The following is a 16092-nucleotide window of genomic DNA, read 5'->3' as shown; positions in this document are numbered from 1 at the left end:
ATTGCCTTCATCGCGATTACGTGCCCGTTGCATCGGCAACATCGCGTATCGATGCGACGAGCGTCTCGCGCTTCACTGAGCTTGCGCGTTCTCTTCGAAGAATTCCCGCACCACGTCGAGTTCCCGCGTACGCTTGAAGGGCGGCAGGCTTTGCCATATACGGCGTCCATACGGTTTGTCGACGAGACGCGTGTCGCAGATCATCAGCACACCGCGATCGGTCTCCGAGCGAATCAGACGCCCCGCGCCCTGCTTGAGCGTAATGACGGCCTGCGGCAGCTGATGAACCGCAAACGGACTCAAGCCCTTCTTCGTCAACGCATCGAGCCGCGCGGATAACACAGGGTCGTCAGGCGGCGCGAACGGCAGCTTGTCGATGATGACGAGCGACAGCGCATCGCCGCGCACATCGACGCCTTCCCAGAAGCTCTGGCTGCCCACGAGAATCGCATTGCCATACGAACGGAAACGGTCGAGCAGTTCCGTGCGACTCGCATCGCCCTGTACGAGCAGCGGCATATTCCAGCCACGCGATTCGATCACGTCGCGCAGCTTCGACGCGATGCGATCGACGGCACGCAGCGTGGTGCACAGCATGAACACGCCGCCACCCGACGCTTCAATCGCGGGCAACGCGGCGTCGAACACGGCATCGGTGAACATCGGCGACGACGGCTGCGGCAGGTTGCGCGGCACGTACAGCAGGCCCTGCGTGCCGTAGTCGAACGGACTGGGCAGCGTCATCGAGCGACGGGCGTTCAAGCCCATCTGCGCCGCATAGTGCGTGAAGTCGCCGCGCACGGAAAGGGTCGCCGACGTGAAGACCCACGCGCGCGGCACGCCCGCCCGCTGCTTCGCGAAGATCGGCGCGACTGACAGCGGCGTCTCATGCAGTTGCACGGTATGCGAGAAGACTTCGATCCAGCGAACCTTCTCGTTCGGATCATTCGCATCGTTCGCCTGCGACGCTGAACCGGACGCCGCATCGCGCTCCGTCGCGGTCGGCGGCGTGGTCCAACCCGCCAGCACGTCCTGCAACTCGCGCGCGCGACGCAACAGCGCCCCAAGCGACTCGGCACGCTCCGATTGCCCCGCCAGCGCGCTGGCGAGCGCATCCAGCTCAGTTTCGACGGCTTCGAGCGCGGGGAATAGCGGATGATCGTCGGGCAGTTGTCCGATCGACAGACGCACCGAATCTTCCTTGAACGCGAGCCGCACATCGCGCGCCGAGCGCTCGAGCGCCGCGCCGAGCTTCACCCAGTCGACGGCATCGCGCGCATGGCCGAGACCTTCGGCGACCGAGTCGCGCGCGAGTTCGAGGAACTGCGTGGTCGAGAGCGTTTCACCGAAAAAGAGCGTCGCAGTTTCAGGCAATTGATGCGCTTCGTCGAAGATGACCGTGTTCGCCGTCGGCAGCAGTTCGGCCATGCCCGTGTCGCGCAACATGATGTCGGCGAAAAAGAGATGGTGATTGACGACGACGACATCGGCCTGCTGCGCCTCTCGGCGCGCCTGCATCACGAAGCAGTCCTTGTAATGCGGACATTCCTGGCCGAGGCAGTTGTCGCGCGTCGACGTCACCGTCGACCACACAGCCGCCGTCTCCGGCACGCTCGCGAGATCGGCCTTGTCGCCCGTGCGCGTGATCTTCGCAAAGCGGATGATGTCCTGCAGATACGACGTTTCTTGCCGCGACGGCAGACGTCCGTTGTCCGCCGTGCGTTGCAGATAGTAATGGCACAGATAGTTCGCGCGCCCCTTCAGCATCGCGACGGTGACGGGCACCGCGAGCGCATCGCGCACGGTCGGAATGTCGCGCTGATAGAGCTGGTCCTGGAGGTGTTTCGTGCCCGTCGAGACGATGACCTTGCCGCCCCACAGCATCGCGGGGACGAGATACGCATAGGTCTTGCCCGTGCCCGTCCCGGCCTCGACGATCAGCGTGTTCTCGCCGCCGTCCACATTGGCGTCCGTCGGCGCGGCATCGTCCGAAGCTGCCGCTGAAGCGGATGCCGGCTGCTGCAGCCGCCGCGCCGGGCGCTTCTGCGCTTCGAACATCGCGGGCTCGGGCATCGCGCGGCCCGACGCTTCCATTGCGGCCGCAACGGCGCGTGACATCTCGATCTGCGACGCGCGTGGCCGGTAGCCGTCGATCTGGCGGGCGAGCAGCCCGTCGGCGGCGAAGATATCAGCGAGTTCGGACGAGTGCTTGTGACTCAGCGACGCGACCAGCGCGCCGCCGCCCGATGCGGGTTTCGCGGCGCGCTCGTCGCGTGCGGGCGCGTCGTCGGCGGGCGCCGCGCGCGAAGAAGATTGAAGCGGTGAATTCAAGGCAAGCGTTTCCTGCAAAGTCGGGCGCGCGACGAACTGAACGCGGCCGGCGCCGGCCTGGCCGCTCTGTCAGCTGCGCGCTTCCGGTTCAAGCTGCAATTGCAGCAAGATGATGGTGTCCTTGACCTTGAGTTTGCGCTTTTTCAGTCGCTGTATCTCAAGGTCGTCGATGCCGGGTTCCTCGGACATCCTGTCGATCAACCGGTCAAGTCCGCTGTGCTCCGATTCGAGTTGCAGAATGCGGTCGCGCAGTGTGTCCGAGTTGATGACGCGATGATGGTCGCGCATGCTCGCCTCCTCTTTCGAAATGGCGAAGGCCGCGTCGTGCAGTCGCTCCGCTCGAGGTTGCTGTCCGGCCTGAAACGCGTTACGGCTGATGGTGCTCGTTGCTGACTACTTGTTGCTCACTGCTGCGGTTGCTGCTTCTGTTGCTGGTCGAGTTGCTGTTGCTGCTTCGCCTGCTCTTCCTGCTTCTGCCGCGCCTTCTCGGCGGCCTGCTTCTGGCGCGCCTCGACGTCGGCTTTGTGCTGCGTGGCTTCGCTCTGCTTCTGCTCGAAGCGCTGCTGCTTCTCCGCACGCTCCTGCGCCTTCTGCGCGGCCTGCTGATGCGCCTCGTCGAGCTTGCGCTGGAAGTCGGCCTGCTTCGCGTCATAGGCCTTCTGGTTCGCCGCCGCCTGCGACGGCGAGATGCCCCGCTGCGCCTGATCGATCGCGTGCTGTTGCTGCTTCTGCTGATAAGCCTTCTCGTTCGCGGCACGCTGCGGCGCTTCCGCTTCGCGCTGCGCCCGATTCAACTGATGCTGGCGCTGCTTCTCGTCGTAAGCCTGCGCGTTGCGCGCGTCCTGCGCGGCACGCGCGGGCGCGTCGGCTTCGTTTTGCGCGCGCTTGACGGCCGCCTGGTCGTCGCGTTGACGCGCGTGCTCGACGCGCTTTTCGTCGTCGAGCGCGAGCTGTTCCTTGCGGATGTCGGCAGCGACGACGCGCATGTCGTCACGCGCCGAGTTCAGGCAGTGATTGACGAAAAACTTGCTATAGCAGTTGTGCTGTGCAACGGCGTAACGGTAGTTGTTCTCTGCCGTGCGGTCATCGAGCGCTTTTTGCCGCGTGTCGAAGTCGTTCGCTGCGGGAGCTTGCGAGCCTGCATCCATACGCTTCGCCGGCACGCCCGATGCACCGCCGGGCAACCCGGCATCGGCAGCGGCATCCGAAGCCGCAACGACCATCGGTGCCGCCCCAGAAGTCTGCTGCGCGAACGCCGGCGTAGCGACGGCAAATGCAAGCGACGCCGCAACCGCGATACGACGGGCGATAGCGGCAAACCCGAAGGCAACGGGTGCAATCCGCGGCCCGAAGACGGGCGATGCGAGCGGAGATCGGCGTGGAGATCCGGGCGAAATGCGGGAGGTCGGCAACGTCGTAGATGGGCAACGGAACATGCCTGAAATTCTATCACCCCACGGTTGAGCGCTCGGTCATTTATGGCAAAATGCCCCGCTCCAGCAAGCTTTCACGAGCTTTAGCGACCTTTCAGCAATCCGGCCGCCTCGCCTGCGCGCAGGTGGGCCACCAGTCGAATCCGGCAGGAATATCAAGACCCTATGACGGACACCGTAGCACTCAAGATCGTACAGCGCATTGCCGAAGAACTGACCGTCCAGCCGCGCCAGGTCGCGGCCGCGGTGGGACTACTCGATGAAGGAGCGACCGTTCCGTTCATCGCCCGGTACCGGAAGGAGGTCACCGGCAATCTCGACGACACGCAACTGCGCACGCTCGAAGAACGACTGCTGTATCTGCGCGAACTGGAAGACCGCCGCGCCGCGATCATCGCGAGCATCGACGAACAGGGCAAGCTGACGGACGAGCTGCGCGCCGCGATCGAAAGCGCGGACAGCAAGCAGGTGCTCGAAGACCTCTATCTGCCGTACAAGCCGAAGCGGCGCACGCGCGCGCAGATCGCCCGCGAGGCCGGCCTGCAGCCGCTCGCCGACGCGCTGCTCGCAAACCCGCTGCTCGATCCGCAGACGGAAGCCGCGCAATACGTCGATGCCGAGAAAGGCGTCGCCGATGTGAAGGCCGCGCTCGACGGCGCACGCGACATTCTCTCGGAGCAGTTCGGCGAAACGGCTGAAGTGCTCGGCAAGCTGCGCGACTATCTGTTCAACCAGGGCGTGCTGGTGTCGACGGTGGTCGAAGGCAAGGAAGGCGAAGAAGGCGAGAAATTCCGCGACTACTACGACTATTCGGAAACGATTCGCACCGTGCCGTCGCACCGCGCGCTCGCGCTGTTCCGCGGCCGCAATGCAAGCGTCCTGATGATCAAGCTCGGCCTGGGCGAAGAGCTCGACGCGCAGGTGCCTCATCCGGGCGAAGCGATGATCGCGCGCCACTTCGGCATCGCGAATCAGGGCCGTCCCGCCGACAAATGGCTCTCGGACGTGTGCCGCTGGTGCTGGCGCGTGAAGGTGCAGCCGCACATCGAAAACGAACTGCTGACGAATCTGCGCGAGGAAGCCGAAAGCGAAGCGATCCGCGTGTTCGCGCGCAACCTGAAGGATCTGCTGCTCGCCGCGCCGGCGGGCCCTAAGGCCGTGATCGGCCTCGACCCGGGCCTGCGCACGGGCGTGAAGGTCGCCGTCGTCGATCGCACGGGCAAGCTGCTCGCCACCGATACGATCTACCCGCACGAGCCGCGCCGCGACTGGGACGGCTCGCTCGCGAAGCTCGCGCGCATCGCCGCGCAGACGCAGGGGGAACTGATCAGCATCGGCAACGGCACGGCATCTCGCGAGACGGACAAGCTCGCGAGCGAACTGATCTCGCGCCATCCTGAGCTGAAGCTGCAGAAGATCGTCGTATCGGAAGCGGGCGCTTCCGTCTACTCGGCGTCGGAACTGGCGGCGAAGGAATTCCCGGAACTGGACGTGTCGCTGCGCGGCGCCGTGTCGATCGCGCGCCGTCTGCAGGACCCGCTCGCCGAACTCGTGAAGATCGAGCCGAAGGCGATCGGTGTCGGCCAGTATCAGCACGACGTGAACCAGCGCGAACTCGCGCGCTCGCTCGATGCCGTCGTTGAGGACTGCGTGAACGCGGTGGGCGTGGATGCGAACACGGCATCCGTCGCGCTGCTCGCCCGCGTGTCCGGACTGAACGCGACGCTCGCGCGCAACATCGTCGATTACCGCGACGCGAACGGCCCCTTCCCGACGCGCGACCATCTGCGCAAGGTGCCGCGTCTCGGCGACAAAACGTTCGAGCAGGCAGCGGGCTTTCTGCGCATCAACGGCGGCGAGAACCCGCTCGACCGCTCGTCGGTGCACCCGGAAGCGTATCCCGTCGTGCAGCGGATGCTTGCGAAAATCAGCAAGAGCATCGGCGAAGTGCTCGGCAATCGCGACGCGCTCGGCAAACTGTCGCCCACCGAATTCGTCGACGATCGCTTCGGTCTGCCGACCGTGCGCGACATTCTCTCCGAACTCGAAAAACCCGGCCGCGACCCGCGCCCCGAGTTCAAGACGGCGACATTCCGCGAAGGCGTCGAGAAGATTTCGGACCTGTCGCCCGGCATGGTGCTGGAAGGCGTCGTGACGAACGTGGCCGCGTTCGGCGCGTTCATCGATATCGGCGTGCATCAGGACGGTCTCGTGCACGTGTCGGCGATGTCGACGAAGTTCATCAAGGACCCGCACGAAGTCGTGAAGGCGGGGCAAATCGTCAAAGTGAAGGTGCTGGAAGTCGACGTGAAGCGCCAGCGCATTTCGCTGACGATGCGTCTCGACGACGACTTCTCGCCGGCTTCAGCCGCACGCGCAGGCAGCCAGCAGGAGCGCGCCGGGATGGGAGGTCGTGCAGGCGGCGGACGTCCGCAACAACGCTCGCGCGAACCCGAGCCTGTCAACGCGATGGCGGCGGCGTTTGCAAAGCTGAAGCGTTAAGCGCGCTTTCGAAGCGCCTGTTCGACAGGTCGGCGGCATCATATCTCTCGCTGCCGCCGATCGCCTCGAAGCCACCGCGCGGAACAAGCAAAACAAAAGGCCCACGCATGAAAATGCGTGGGCCTTTGTCTTTACCGATCAAGGCGCCCCGTCTGACGCGGGACGCGCTGGCCCGATCAAATCTCGATCTTCGTCCCCAGCTCCACGACGCGATTCGCCGGAATGCTAAAGAAATCCGTCGGCTTCGCGGCGTTCTGATGCATCCACGCGAACACGCGCTCGCGCCACACCGACATGCCCGGCAATTGCGTCGGCACCACCGTTTCGCGCGCAAGGAAGAACGACGTGTCCATCAGTTCGAACGACATGTCGTGCGTCACGCTGATCTGTTCGAGCACCGCCTTCACATCGGGCGTTTCGTTGAAGCCATACGCGGCCTTCACGAGGAACAGGCCGCCGCCCACGTCCTTGACGGTCAGCCGGTCCTTGTCGTCGACGTAGGGAATATCGCGCGTGATGAACGTCAGAAAAATCGTGCGCTCGTGCAGCACCTTGTTGTGCTTGAGGTTGTGCAGCAGGCTAACGGGAACCAGCGTCGCGCTGCCCGTCAGATAGATCGCCGTGCCCGACACCCGATGCGGCGGATGCGCAAGCAGACCCTGCACGAAAGGCATCAGCGGAATGCCGTCGGCGGCCGTGCGCTCCTTCACGATCATGCGGCCCTTGAACCAGGTCATCAGCAGGAAGAACAGTAGCGCGCCGATGCAAAGCGGCAGCCACCCGCCCTCCGCGACCTTCAGCAGGTTCGCGCCGAAGAAGCCGAGGTCGACGACCATCAGTGCGCCGATGATCAGTGCCACGATGCCCTTGTTCCAGTTCCACACTTTCACCATCACGACGCTCGCGAGGACCGTCGTGATCACCATCGTCGCTGTCACGGCGATACCGTACGCAGCGGCCAGGTTATCCGAACTCTTGAACGCGACGACGATGCACAGAATGATGAAGAGCAGCATCCAGTTGACGACGGGCACATAGATCTGCCCGATCGCCAGCTCGGACGTGTGCAGGATCTTCATGCGCGGCACGTAGCCGAGCTGGATCGCCTGGCTCGTCAGCGAATACGCGCCCGAGATCACCGCTTGCGATGCAATGACGGTCGCGACCGTCGACAGCACGACGAGCGGCAGCAGCGCCCACTCCGGCGCGAGCAGATAGAACGGATTTTCGATAGCCTTCGGGTCGTGCATCAGAAGCGCGCCCTGGCCGAAGTAGTTCAGCACCAGCGACGGCATCACGAGCGCGTACCACGCGCAACGAATCGGCTTCGCGCCGAAGTGGCCCATATCGGCGTAAAGCGCTTCGGCACCCGTCAGCACCAGCACGACCGAGCCGAGCACCACGTATGCCTGCAGCACGTGCGCTGCCATGAACGAGACCGCGTAATACGGATTGAGCGCCTTGATGACCTCGGGCGACTGCACGATATGCGACAGCCCGAGCACGGCCAGCGTGAGAAACCAGATCACCATGATGGGGCCGAACAGCCGGCCTACCATCGCCGTGCCGTGGCGCTGGATCCAGAACAGCAGCATCAGGATCACCATCGTCAGCGGCAGCACCAGATGCGTGAGCTTCGGCGCGGCGATCTCCAGACCTTCGACGGCCGACATCACCGAAATGGCCGGTGTGATCACCGCATCGCCGTAGAACATGCACGCGCCGAAGATGCCGAGCATCATCAGCAGGCCGGCCGCCTTGCTCTTCGCGTCGAACGAGCGCAGCGACAGCGCCATCAGCGCGAGCACGCCACCTTCGCCGTTATTGTCCGCGCGCATCACGAACATCACATACTTGATGCTCACGACCACGATGATCGCCCAGAACAACAGCGAAATGACGCCGAGAATGGAACCGTCGGTAAGAGGAATGCCGTGGGAGGGGCTGAAGGCTTCTTTCAGCGAGTACAGCGGGCTAGTGCCGATGTCTCCGAAAACCACGCCGATCGCAGCGACTGCAAGCGATGGCAACGGCTGCTTCGGGACGTGATGATTGTTTGTCATAAACGCGAAAAGAATCCGTTCCTGAGCGGCAAAAACGAACGCTATTCTAAAGAATATGGGCGTCAAAGCCCACCATTCGACCCGTTGTGCAAACGCCACGTAGCAACGCTTCGTGAGAGCAGTGTAGCATCGCGCTCCCGCTCGGGCCGGGCATTGGCGCATGTCAATCACGTGATTGTTAAATCTTCCCGCCACGCCTTCGCCCGGATTTCAGACGAAAAAAACGGAGCCACAAAGGGCTCCGCTCGATTCGCTGCCGACCGCCGCATCGATGCGCGACGTCGTTCACGAGGCTGACTAGCTTGCGTCCGACGAACGCTCCTGGCCACGCTTGATCCACGCGCCGAGGTTGTGCGGACGCACCGTATCCCACTCCTCGAACGGCTGATGGATCCACGGGTTCGTCGCGAGATACTGGACGTGATAGTCCGGCTTCACCTTCGAGCACGCCTTCCACCACAGCACGGCCGAACGCACCGACGTAATGGCGGGATAACGCTCCTTCAGATGCTGCTGTACGCGCGCGAGCGTCACGCCCGAGTCGACCAGATCGTCGACGAGCAACACGTTGCCCGACAGTTCGCCGCGCGTCATCGTGATGTATTGCGCGATGTCGAGTTCGCCCTGCTCCGTGCCCGCCGCTTCGCGATACGAACTGGTCGCGAGAATGGCTAGCGGCAGATCATAGATGCGCGAGAGCTGGTCGCCGACACGCAGGCCGCCGCGCGCGAGGCACAGGATCTTGTCGAACTTCCAGCCGGATTCGTGCACGTTCAGCGCGAGCATTTCGATCAGCCGGTGATATTCGTCCCAGCCGACCCACAGATTGCGGTCATCGTTGCGTGGGTCTTTCATCGCAATCATCGGTACACCCTGCGTCATGTATCAAGCCTTGAACGGGTGACGGAGAAGGATGGTTTCGTCGCGGTCCGGGCCCGTCGACACCATGTCGATCGGCACGCCCGCCACTTCCTGCACGCGCGCCAGATACGCCTGGGCATTCGCGGGCAGCTTGTCCCATTCCTTGATACCGACGGTGCTTTCCTTCCAGCCGCCGAACGTCTCGTAGACGGGCTCGCAGCGCGACACTTCATATGCGCCGCGCGGCAGGATGTCGGCATCCTTGCCGTCGACCGTGTAGCCGACGCACAGCTTCACTTCATCGAGGCCGTCGAGCACGTCCAGCTTCGTCATGCACAGGCCCGACACGCCGTTGATCTGGATCGAGCGGCGCAGCGCGGCGGCGTCGAGCCAGCCGGTGCGGCGCGGACGGCCCGTGACCGAGCCGAATTCCTTGCCGACCTTCGCGAGCGTCAGGCCGACTTCTTCCTGGCGGCTTGCGTTGTCCGCGTCGTACAGCTCGCTCGGGAACGGGCCCGAACCGACGCGCGTGCAGTACGCCTTCGTAATGCCGAGGATGTAGTCCAGCTTCTGCGGACCGATGCCCGCGCCCGACGTGGCCGCGCCCGCGACGCAGTTGCTCGACGTGACGAACGGATACGTGCCGTGGTCGATATCGAGCAGCGTGCCTTGCGCACCTTCGAACAGCAGGTTGTGGCCGGCGTGGTTCTCGTCGTACAGACGGCGGGAGACGTCCGTGACCATCGGCCTCAGACGGTCGGCGTAGCCGAGCATCATGTCGAGCGTCTGCTGATAATCGACAGCAGGCGCGCCGAGGTATTGCGTGAGCACGAAATTGTGGAAGTCGAGATTCGCGCGCAGACGTTCAGCGAATGCCTTCGGCTCGAACAGGTCCTGCACGCGCAGACCGCGGCGCGCGACCTTGTCCTCATATGCCGGGCCGATGCCGCGACCCGTCGTGCCGATCTTGCCGGCGCCGCTGCGTGCTTCGCGGGCCTGGTCGATGGCAACGTGATACGGCAGGATCAGCGTGGTGGCTTCGGAAATGAAGAGACGCTTCTGGACGTCGACGCCGGCGGACTCCAGCTCTTCGATTTCCTTGAAGAGCGCCTCCGGCGACAACACGACGCCATTGCCGATGTAGCAGGCGACGCCCGGGCGCATGATGCCCGACGGAATCAGACGCAAGATGGTTTTCTTGCCGCCGATGATGAGCGTATGTCCGGCGTTGTGACCGCCCTGGAAACGAACGACGCCTTGCGCGTGGTCCGTCAGCCAGTCAACGATCTTGCCCTTGCCCTCATCACCCCACTGGGTACCCACGACGACCACATTGCGCCCAGGGTTCACATTCACTGCGCTGGCAGACATGTTGATTCTTAAGCTGGTTAAAAACGTATTTTACCTATGTTCGACGACGGTTCCCGATTTTTTCACCGACTGATAGCGGGATTTTTCCGTTTCGGCTCAAAGGCATGGGATGCGGCGACGCGCTTCGGCGCTGTCACGCGCGGCTCGCGGCGACACACATCCCGATGGTTGCGGCGTCACGTTTCATATGACGCAGTGCGTAATCACGACATTGAGCACGACACTCAAGGCTTCGCTTCGACGACCCACTGGCCGTTGCGCTCGACCAGCACGCGGTCGCACGCGAATTCGTCGAGCGCATGATCGTGGCCCGGCAGCGCCTGGATCACCACCTCGCCCGCATCGCGCAGCGCGGCAACGCTCGTGCGCAGCGCGTCGTCGTGTTGCCACGGCGCGAGAATCGCGCTGCTGCGCGCCTCGATGGGCGAAATGCGCGCGACTTCGCGCAGGTCCAGCGAAAAGCCCGTTGCCGCGCGGGCGCGGCCATACGACTGACCGACCTTGTCATAACGGCCGCCGCGCGCGACGGCATTCGGCACCCCGTCGACATACGCCGAGAACATCACGCCACTGTGGTACGCATAGCCACGGAGATCGGCGAGATCGATCATCACTTCCGCGCCACCGACCTGTTGCGCGAGGAACGCGAGATCGTCGAGCGCGCGCGAGATTTCCGGCGCGTTAGGCAGTCGCGCGCGCGCCTCCTCGAGCACGGACGCGTCGCCGTAGAGCGTGGGCAGCGCGCGCAGCGCGTCGCGCGTGACGGGCGTGAGATTCGCCGTCAGTTCGTTCAGCAGCGGCACGTCCTTGCCCGCGAGCGCTTCGAACAGCGATTCCCCGAGCGACGCGGCAGCCGGCTCGTTGTCGATCAGCGCGGCGAGCACGGCCGCGTGACACAGATCGAGACGCACCCTGCCGAGGCCCGCGAGATGCAGCGCATCGAGCATCAGTTGCTGGATCTCCAGATCCGCTTCGAGGCCCGCATGCCCGTAAATTTCAGCGCCGATCTGGATCTGCTCGCGTGTCGCGTGCAGGCCGCGCGGACGCGTGTGCAGCACGTTGCCCGCATAGCACAGCCGCGTCACGCCCTGGCGGTTCAGCAGGTGCGCATCGATGCGCGCGACCTGCGGCGTGATGTCGGCGCGCAAGCCCAATGTGCGGCCCGACAGCTGATCGACGAGCTTGAAGGTTCGCAGGTTCAGATCGCTGCCGCCGCCTGTCAGCAGCGACTCCAGGTATTCGAGCAGCGGCGGCATGACCATCTCGTAGCCGTATGCGCGAAAACGGTCGAGCAGCCGGCGGCGCAGTTCTTCGATCTTGCGTGCCTCCGACGGCAGCACGTCGGCAATGTTCTCGGGAAGTAACCAGGTCGACATCGATACGGTCCTACGACGGTGAATCCGGCGTCATGGCAAACGCCGTTGGAAATATGAATGGCGCGCGGGGCATGTGGACACGAAACTTCGTGCCGGCGTTGCGCGCTGCTTTTGGCCAGAGGCGGCGAATAGCTGGCCGATCGATGCTGCCCGGAGGCGCCACGGCGCTCAGCGCGCGATCGAAACGGACAACGGCGCGCGATGCCGCAAACTCAATGCGTGAAGCTCGAGTACGAACCGCGCCTCATGAGCACCGTCCGAAGCCGCATGGACCCTTCGTCATGTCGCGACCATCAGCAGCAACAGCCCGAGCACCATGACGATCAGTCCGCCGATCCTGATATGGTGCGGCGGGCGCTCCGCTATTTTACGAAACGTGTCGCGCCAGGCGCTCGGAAATACGAACGGGAACATCCCCTCGATGATCAGCATCAGTGCGATCGCGAGCAAAAACGAGCCGGCTATGTCCATGCGATGCGGCCGCCGCGATGCGTATGCCGCGGCGCTCCCGTAATCAGTGTTTGTTGTGCGCGCCCGTCGACGCGCCGGAAGTCGGTTGAGCAGCGGCGGCTGCGCCGTCCGGGCTGCGCATGAAGCGGAAGAACTCGCTGCTCGAGTCGACGACCATCACGTCACCCGGCTTGAAGCTGTTCTTGTAGGCCTGCATGCTTTGGTAGAACTGATAGAACTGCGGGTCGCGGCTGAATGCGTCTGCGGCAATCGACGCGGCCTTGCCATCGCCGTCGCCCTTGATCGACTGCGCCTGCTTGTATGCGTCGGCGAGGATCGCCTGCTGCTGATGGCCGGCATCCGCCTTGATCTGATCAGCTTCCGCCGCGCCTTGCGCGCGCTCCTTGCTGGCCGCCTCTTCGCGCGCAGCGATCATCCGCTTGTAGACCGTGTCCGCCATCGCAGCGGGGAAATCGATGCGCGTAAGCTGCACGTCGACGACATCCACGCCCAGCGACGCCGCGCCCTTCTGCATGCCGTCGCGCGCCTCGGTTGCGATCGCGTCCTGCTTCGCGAGCGCGTCGGGCAGCGAGTACTTCGCGAATGTGTCGCCGAGTGCGCCGCGCGTGAGCAGCGCAAGACGATCAGGCAGGCTCTGCAAGTCGCCCTTGGTTTCCGCGATCAGCTTCACGGGATCGGACACACGGAACTTCACGACGGGATTCACGAGCACTTCCGTCTTGTCGGACGTCGCGTAGTGGTCCTCCTCGGGCGAATCGAGCGACTGGATGCGCGTATCCACCGACGTCACCGTCTGCAACGGCGGCGGCAACTTCACGTGCAAGCCGGGACCGGCAAGCGTCGGCGCGGCATCGCCGCGCGCGGAGACGACGGCCATGTGCCGCTGATCGACGACGAACACCATCGACGATGCCGCGAACAGCACGATCACAATGGCTACGACGAGCGCAACAATTTTGTTCATGTTCGCGCTCCTTATTGCAGATCGTCTTCGCGCCCGCGGCTGCGGAACGAATCGCGCGAACGGAATGCGTCGCTCGCGGCCGCGGCCTGGCTTGCGCTGCTCACGGGCGCGGCGGGCGGCGTGACGATGGTGGGCGGGTTGCCACCCTGGGTTGCCGGCTGCGCGTTCGACGGATTCGACGCGCCCGGTGCATTGACTGCCGACGGCGCGGCCTGGGCGCCCGATGCCGGGCCAGCCGCAGCGGCCGCAGCCGCTTCGGCCGCGCGCTGGCGCGTCTGTTCGACCAGCTTGTCGAGCGGCAGATACAGCACGTTGCTGCCCGACTTGCTGTCGACAAACACCTTCGTCGTATTCGAATAGATCTGCTGCATCGTTTCGAGGTACATGCGCTCGCGGATCACGGCGGGCGCCTTCGAGTACTGTGCGTACACTTCCTTGAAGCGCTCGGCATCGCCTTGCGCCTGCGCGACCACACGGTCGCTGTAGGTCTTCGCTTCGTCGATCATGCGCGTGGCTTCCGCCTGCGCGCGCGGCAGCAGATCGCTCGCATAGGCTTGCGCATCGCGCTTCGCCCGCTCGCGGTCCTGATGCGCCTTCGCGGCGTCGTCGAATGCAGCCTGCACCTGGTCGGGTGCCTGCACGCCCTGGATCGTCACGCCCGTGACGGCGAGACCCGTGCGGTATTCATCCAGGGAATGCTGGATCGCTTCCGTCAGTTGCGCGCGGATGGCTTCGCGGTCCTGAGAGAGGATGTCGTTCGTGCTGCGCGAGCCGACGATCCGGCGCACGGCCGCCTGCGCCGCCTGCATCACGCTGAGGTCGGGGTCGGCGCTGCGAAACAGGTAGTCGGTCGGCTTGCGAATCTGGTATTGAACGGCAAAGCGCACATCGACGATATCCGTGTCGTGCGTGAGCATCGACGCGTCCTTCACGTTCGCGAGACGCACGACGTTGTTGCGACCGATTTCGACGGAACGCACCTGGCCGACATTGACGACTTCATGCGATTCGAACGGATAAGGCAGACGCCAGTGCACGCCCTGCGCAGCCGTGCCGCGCAACTGGCCGAAGCGCAGCACCACAGCCTCCTGGCCGTCCTGCACGACGAACACGCCGCTGCCGAGATAGATCGCGATCAACACACCGATGATGATGCCGACGCCGATGCGCGCGCCGCGTCCGTTGTCGGGTCGACGGTCGCCGCCTCCGCCCTTGCGGCCGAACATGCGTGACAGGCGACGGTTGAAGTCGCGCCACATTTCGTCCAGATCGGGCGGGCCTTCGCTTTCCTTGCCGTTGGGCGGACGCTTCGAATCGTTCAGACGCTGGCGGTCGCCATTGCTATCGCCCCGGCCCCACCGCGGGTCGTTCAGCGACAAGATGGCGCGCAGACGCAGCCAGATACTCCGCTCGTTGTAATCGTTCACCTGTGTTCGTTCACCAGAGTAGACAGCGGGTCAATGCAATTGAAACGGGTCCATGCCCGTGTCTGGGATCTTGCGGTCTTCGCGGTGGTCTTCGCCCGCATCATCGCGCTGATCTTGTTGAAATGCCGCCGCTCTCGGGTCTCCCTTCGACAGTAGACTGCCAGATTCCGAAAGATGTTCGGCCGTTGCGATTTCGGCGATGGCAGCGCGCAGCGTGTCCAGCCCTTGCCCCGTGCGTGCGCTCAAAAAGACGCGCGAAATATTACCATACTCGTCCCGCTCGACCGCGTCGCCTCGGGCCGCCAGTTCCGGCACAGCGTCGATTTTGTTGAACACGAGCACCTGCCGGATCGTGTCCGCGCCGATCTCGCGCAAGACGTCGTTGACCTGGTCGATCTGATCGAGCCGCACCGCACTCGATGCATCCACAACATGCAGCAGCAGGTCGGCGTGAATGGTTTCTTCGAGCGTCGCTCGAAATGCCGCTACCAGTTGGTGAGGCAGCTCGCGGATAAATCCTACGGTGTCCGATACGACGATCTGCCCCGCTTCCTCGCCGAGATAAACGCGGCGCGAAGTCGTATCGAGCGTCGCGAACAACTGGTCGGCGGCATACGCTTGCGCTTTCGTCAGCGCATTGAACAGCGTGGACTTGCCCGCATTCGTATAGCCGACGAGCGACACCGACATCGTCTGGTTGCGGGCGCGCGCGCGGCGCTGCGTGCCGTGCTGGCGACGCAGCTTTTCGAGCCGCCCCTTGAGCATCTTGATCCGATCGCCGATCAGCCGGCGGTCGGTTTCGAGCTGCGTTTCACCGGGGCCGCGCAGGCCGATACCGCCCTTTTGCCGTTCCAGGTGAGTCCACGCGCGAATCAGCCGCGTCGCGAGATATTGCAGCTGCGCGAGCTCGACCTGCAGCTTGCCTTCGTGGCTGCGCGCGCGTTGCGCGAAGATGTCGAGAATGAGGCTCGTGCGGTCGACGACGCGCCTGTTAAGCGCACGCTCCAGATTGCGCTGTTGAGCCGGCGCGAGTGCGTGATTGAAGATGACGATTTCGATGTCGTTCGCCTCGCACGCGACGCGCAATTCCTCGGCTTTGCCACTGCCGACGAACATGGCGGCATCGGGGCTCGACCGGCGTCCGGTGAGGGTGACGGCAGGATGGGCGCCCGCACTTTGCGCGAGCAGACTGAGTTCTTCGAGACTGGCTTCGAAATCGATTTTGCCGAAGTCGATGCCGACAAGCGCTGCGTTGATCAAATTGGTGGATGTCAAAATGAAGCGGCCGGTCAG

At 64.0% G+C, this 16092-nt stretch carries 12 protein-coding genes; 1 reads left to right on the top strand and 11 read right to left on the bottom strand.

All coding sequences use genetic code 11. The annotated features are described in order from the left end of the window. Nucleotides 1–72: 72 nt before the first annotated feature. The 3 genes from AB4Y32_RS12865 to AB4Y32_RS12855 all read right to left on the bottom strand — a co-directional run bounded on the left by AB4Y32_RS12865 (nt 73) and on the right by AB4Y32_RS12855 (nt 3767). Nucleotides 73–2331 (bottom strand): ATP-dependent DNA helicase, encoded by a 2259-nt coding sequence (locus AB4Y32_RS12865; protein WP_368721697.1) that lies wholly within the window; start codon nt 2329–2331, stop codon nt 73–75. A 69-nt stretch (nt 2332–2400) separates the two neighbouring features. Beyond that, nucleotides 2401–2619 carry a DUF465 domain-containing protein gene (locus AB4Y32_RS12860; protein WP_087735434.1) on the bottom strand — a complete coding sequence of 73 codons (219 nt, stop codon included), beginning with the start codon at nt 2617–2619 and terminating at the stop codon, nt 2401–2403. Nucleotides 2620–2735: 116 nt separating this feature from the next. Continuing rightward, nucleotides 2736–3767, bottom strand: coding sequence for a colicin transporter (locus AB4Y32_RS12855; protein ID WP_368721696.1), 1032 nt, complete (start codon nt 3765–3767; stop codon nt 2736–2738). A 162-nt stretch (nt 3768–3929) separates the two neighbouring features. Here AB4Y32_RS12855 and AB4Y32_RS12850 point away from each other — a divergent pair, with 162 nt between their 5' ends. Next, nucleotides 3930–6266 (top strand): Tex family protein, encoded by a 2337-nt coding sequence (locus tag AB4Y32_RS12850; RefSeq protein WP_368721695.1) that lies wholly within the window; start codon nt 3930–3932, stop codon nt 6264–6266. Nucleotides 6267–6442: 176 nt separating this feature from the next. Here AB4Y32_RS12850 and AB4Y32_RS12845 read toward each other — a convergent pair whose 3' ends face one another. The 8 genes from AB4Y32_RS12845 to hflX form a co-directional block, all read right to left on the bottom strand. Beyond that, nucleotides 6443–8329: a potassium transporter Kup gene (locus tag AB4Y32_RS12845; protein ID WP_368721694.1), complete on the bottom strand. Its 1887-nt coding sequence runs from the start codon at nt 8327–8329 to the stop codon at nt 6443–6445. 297 nt (nt 8330–8626) lie between these two features. Continuing rightward, nucleotides 8627–9211, bottom strand: coding sequence for a phosphoribosyltransferase (locus tag AB4Y32_RS12840; protein ID WP_087735437.1), 585 nt, complete (start codon nt 9209–9211; stop codon nt 8627–8629). A gap of 3 nt (nt 9212–9214) precedes the next feature. Further along, nucleotides 9215–10561 (bottom strand): adenylosuccinate synthase, encoded by a 1347-nt coding sequence (locus tag AB4Y32_RS12835; protein ID WP_368721693.1) that lies wholly within the window; start codon nt 10559–10561, stop codon nt 9215–9217. 224 nt (nt 10562–10785) lie between these two features. Then, the gene (locus tag AB4Y32_RS12830; protein WP_368721692.1) at nt 10786–11937 is read right to left on the bottom strand and encodes an ATP phosphoribosyltransferase regulatory subunit; all 1152 of its coding nucleotides are present in this window, start codon (nt 11935–11937) and stop codon (nt 10786–10788) included. 279 nt (nt 11938–12216) lie between these two features. Further along, nucleotides 12217–12408 (bottom strand): DUF2065 domain-containing protein, encoded by a 192-nt coding sequence (locus AB4Y32_RS12825; protein WP_087735440.1) that lies wholly within the window; start codon nt 12406–12408, stop codon nt 12217–12219. 43 nt (nt 12409–12451) lie between these two features. Continuing rightward, nucleotides 12452–13372 carry a protease modulator HflC gene (gene hflC, locus AB4Y32_RS12820; protein ID WP_368721691.1) on the bottom strand — a complete coding sequence of 307 codons (921 nt, stop codon included), beginning with the start codon at nt 13370–13372 and terminating at the stop codon, nt 12452–12454. 11 nt (nt 13373–13383) lie between these two features. Further along, nucleotides 13384–14799 (bottom strand): FtsH protease activity modulator HflK, encoded by a 1416-nt coding sequence (gene hflK, locus AB4Y32_RS12815; RefSeq protein ID WP_368721690.1) that lies wholly within the window; start codon nt 14797–14799, stop codon nt 13384–13386. Between the two features lie 30 nt (nt 14800–14829). After that, complete coding sequence (gene hflX, locus AB4Y32_RS12810; protein ID WP_368721836.1) at nt 14830–16059, bottom strand: GTPase HflX; 1230 nt, start codon at nt 16057–16059, stop codon at nt 14830–14832. Nucleotides 16060–16092 lie beyond the last annotated feature (33 nt).

The sequence above is a fragment of the Paraburkholderia phymatum genome (genome assembly GCF_040965635.1).
GTDB lineage: Bacteria > Pseudomonadota > Gammaproteobacteria > Burkholderiales > Burkholderiaceae > Paraburkholderia > Paraburkholderia phymatum_B.
This window is presented reverse-complemented; position numbering and strand designations above follow the sequence as displayed.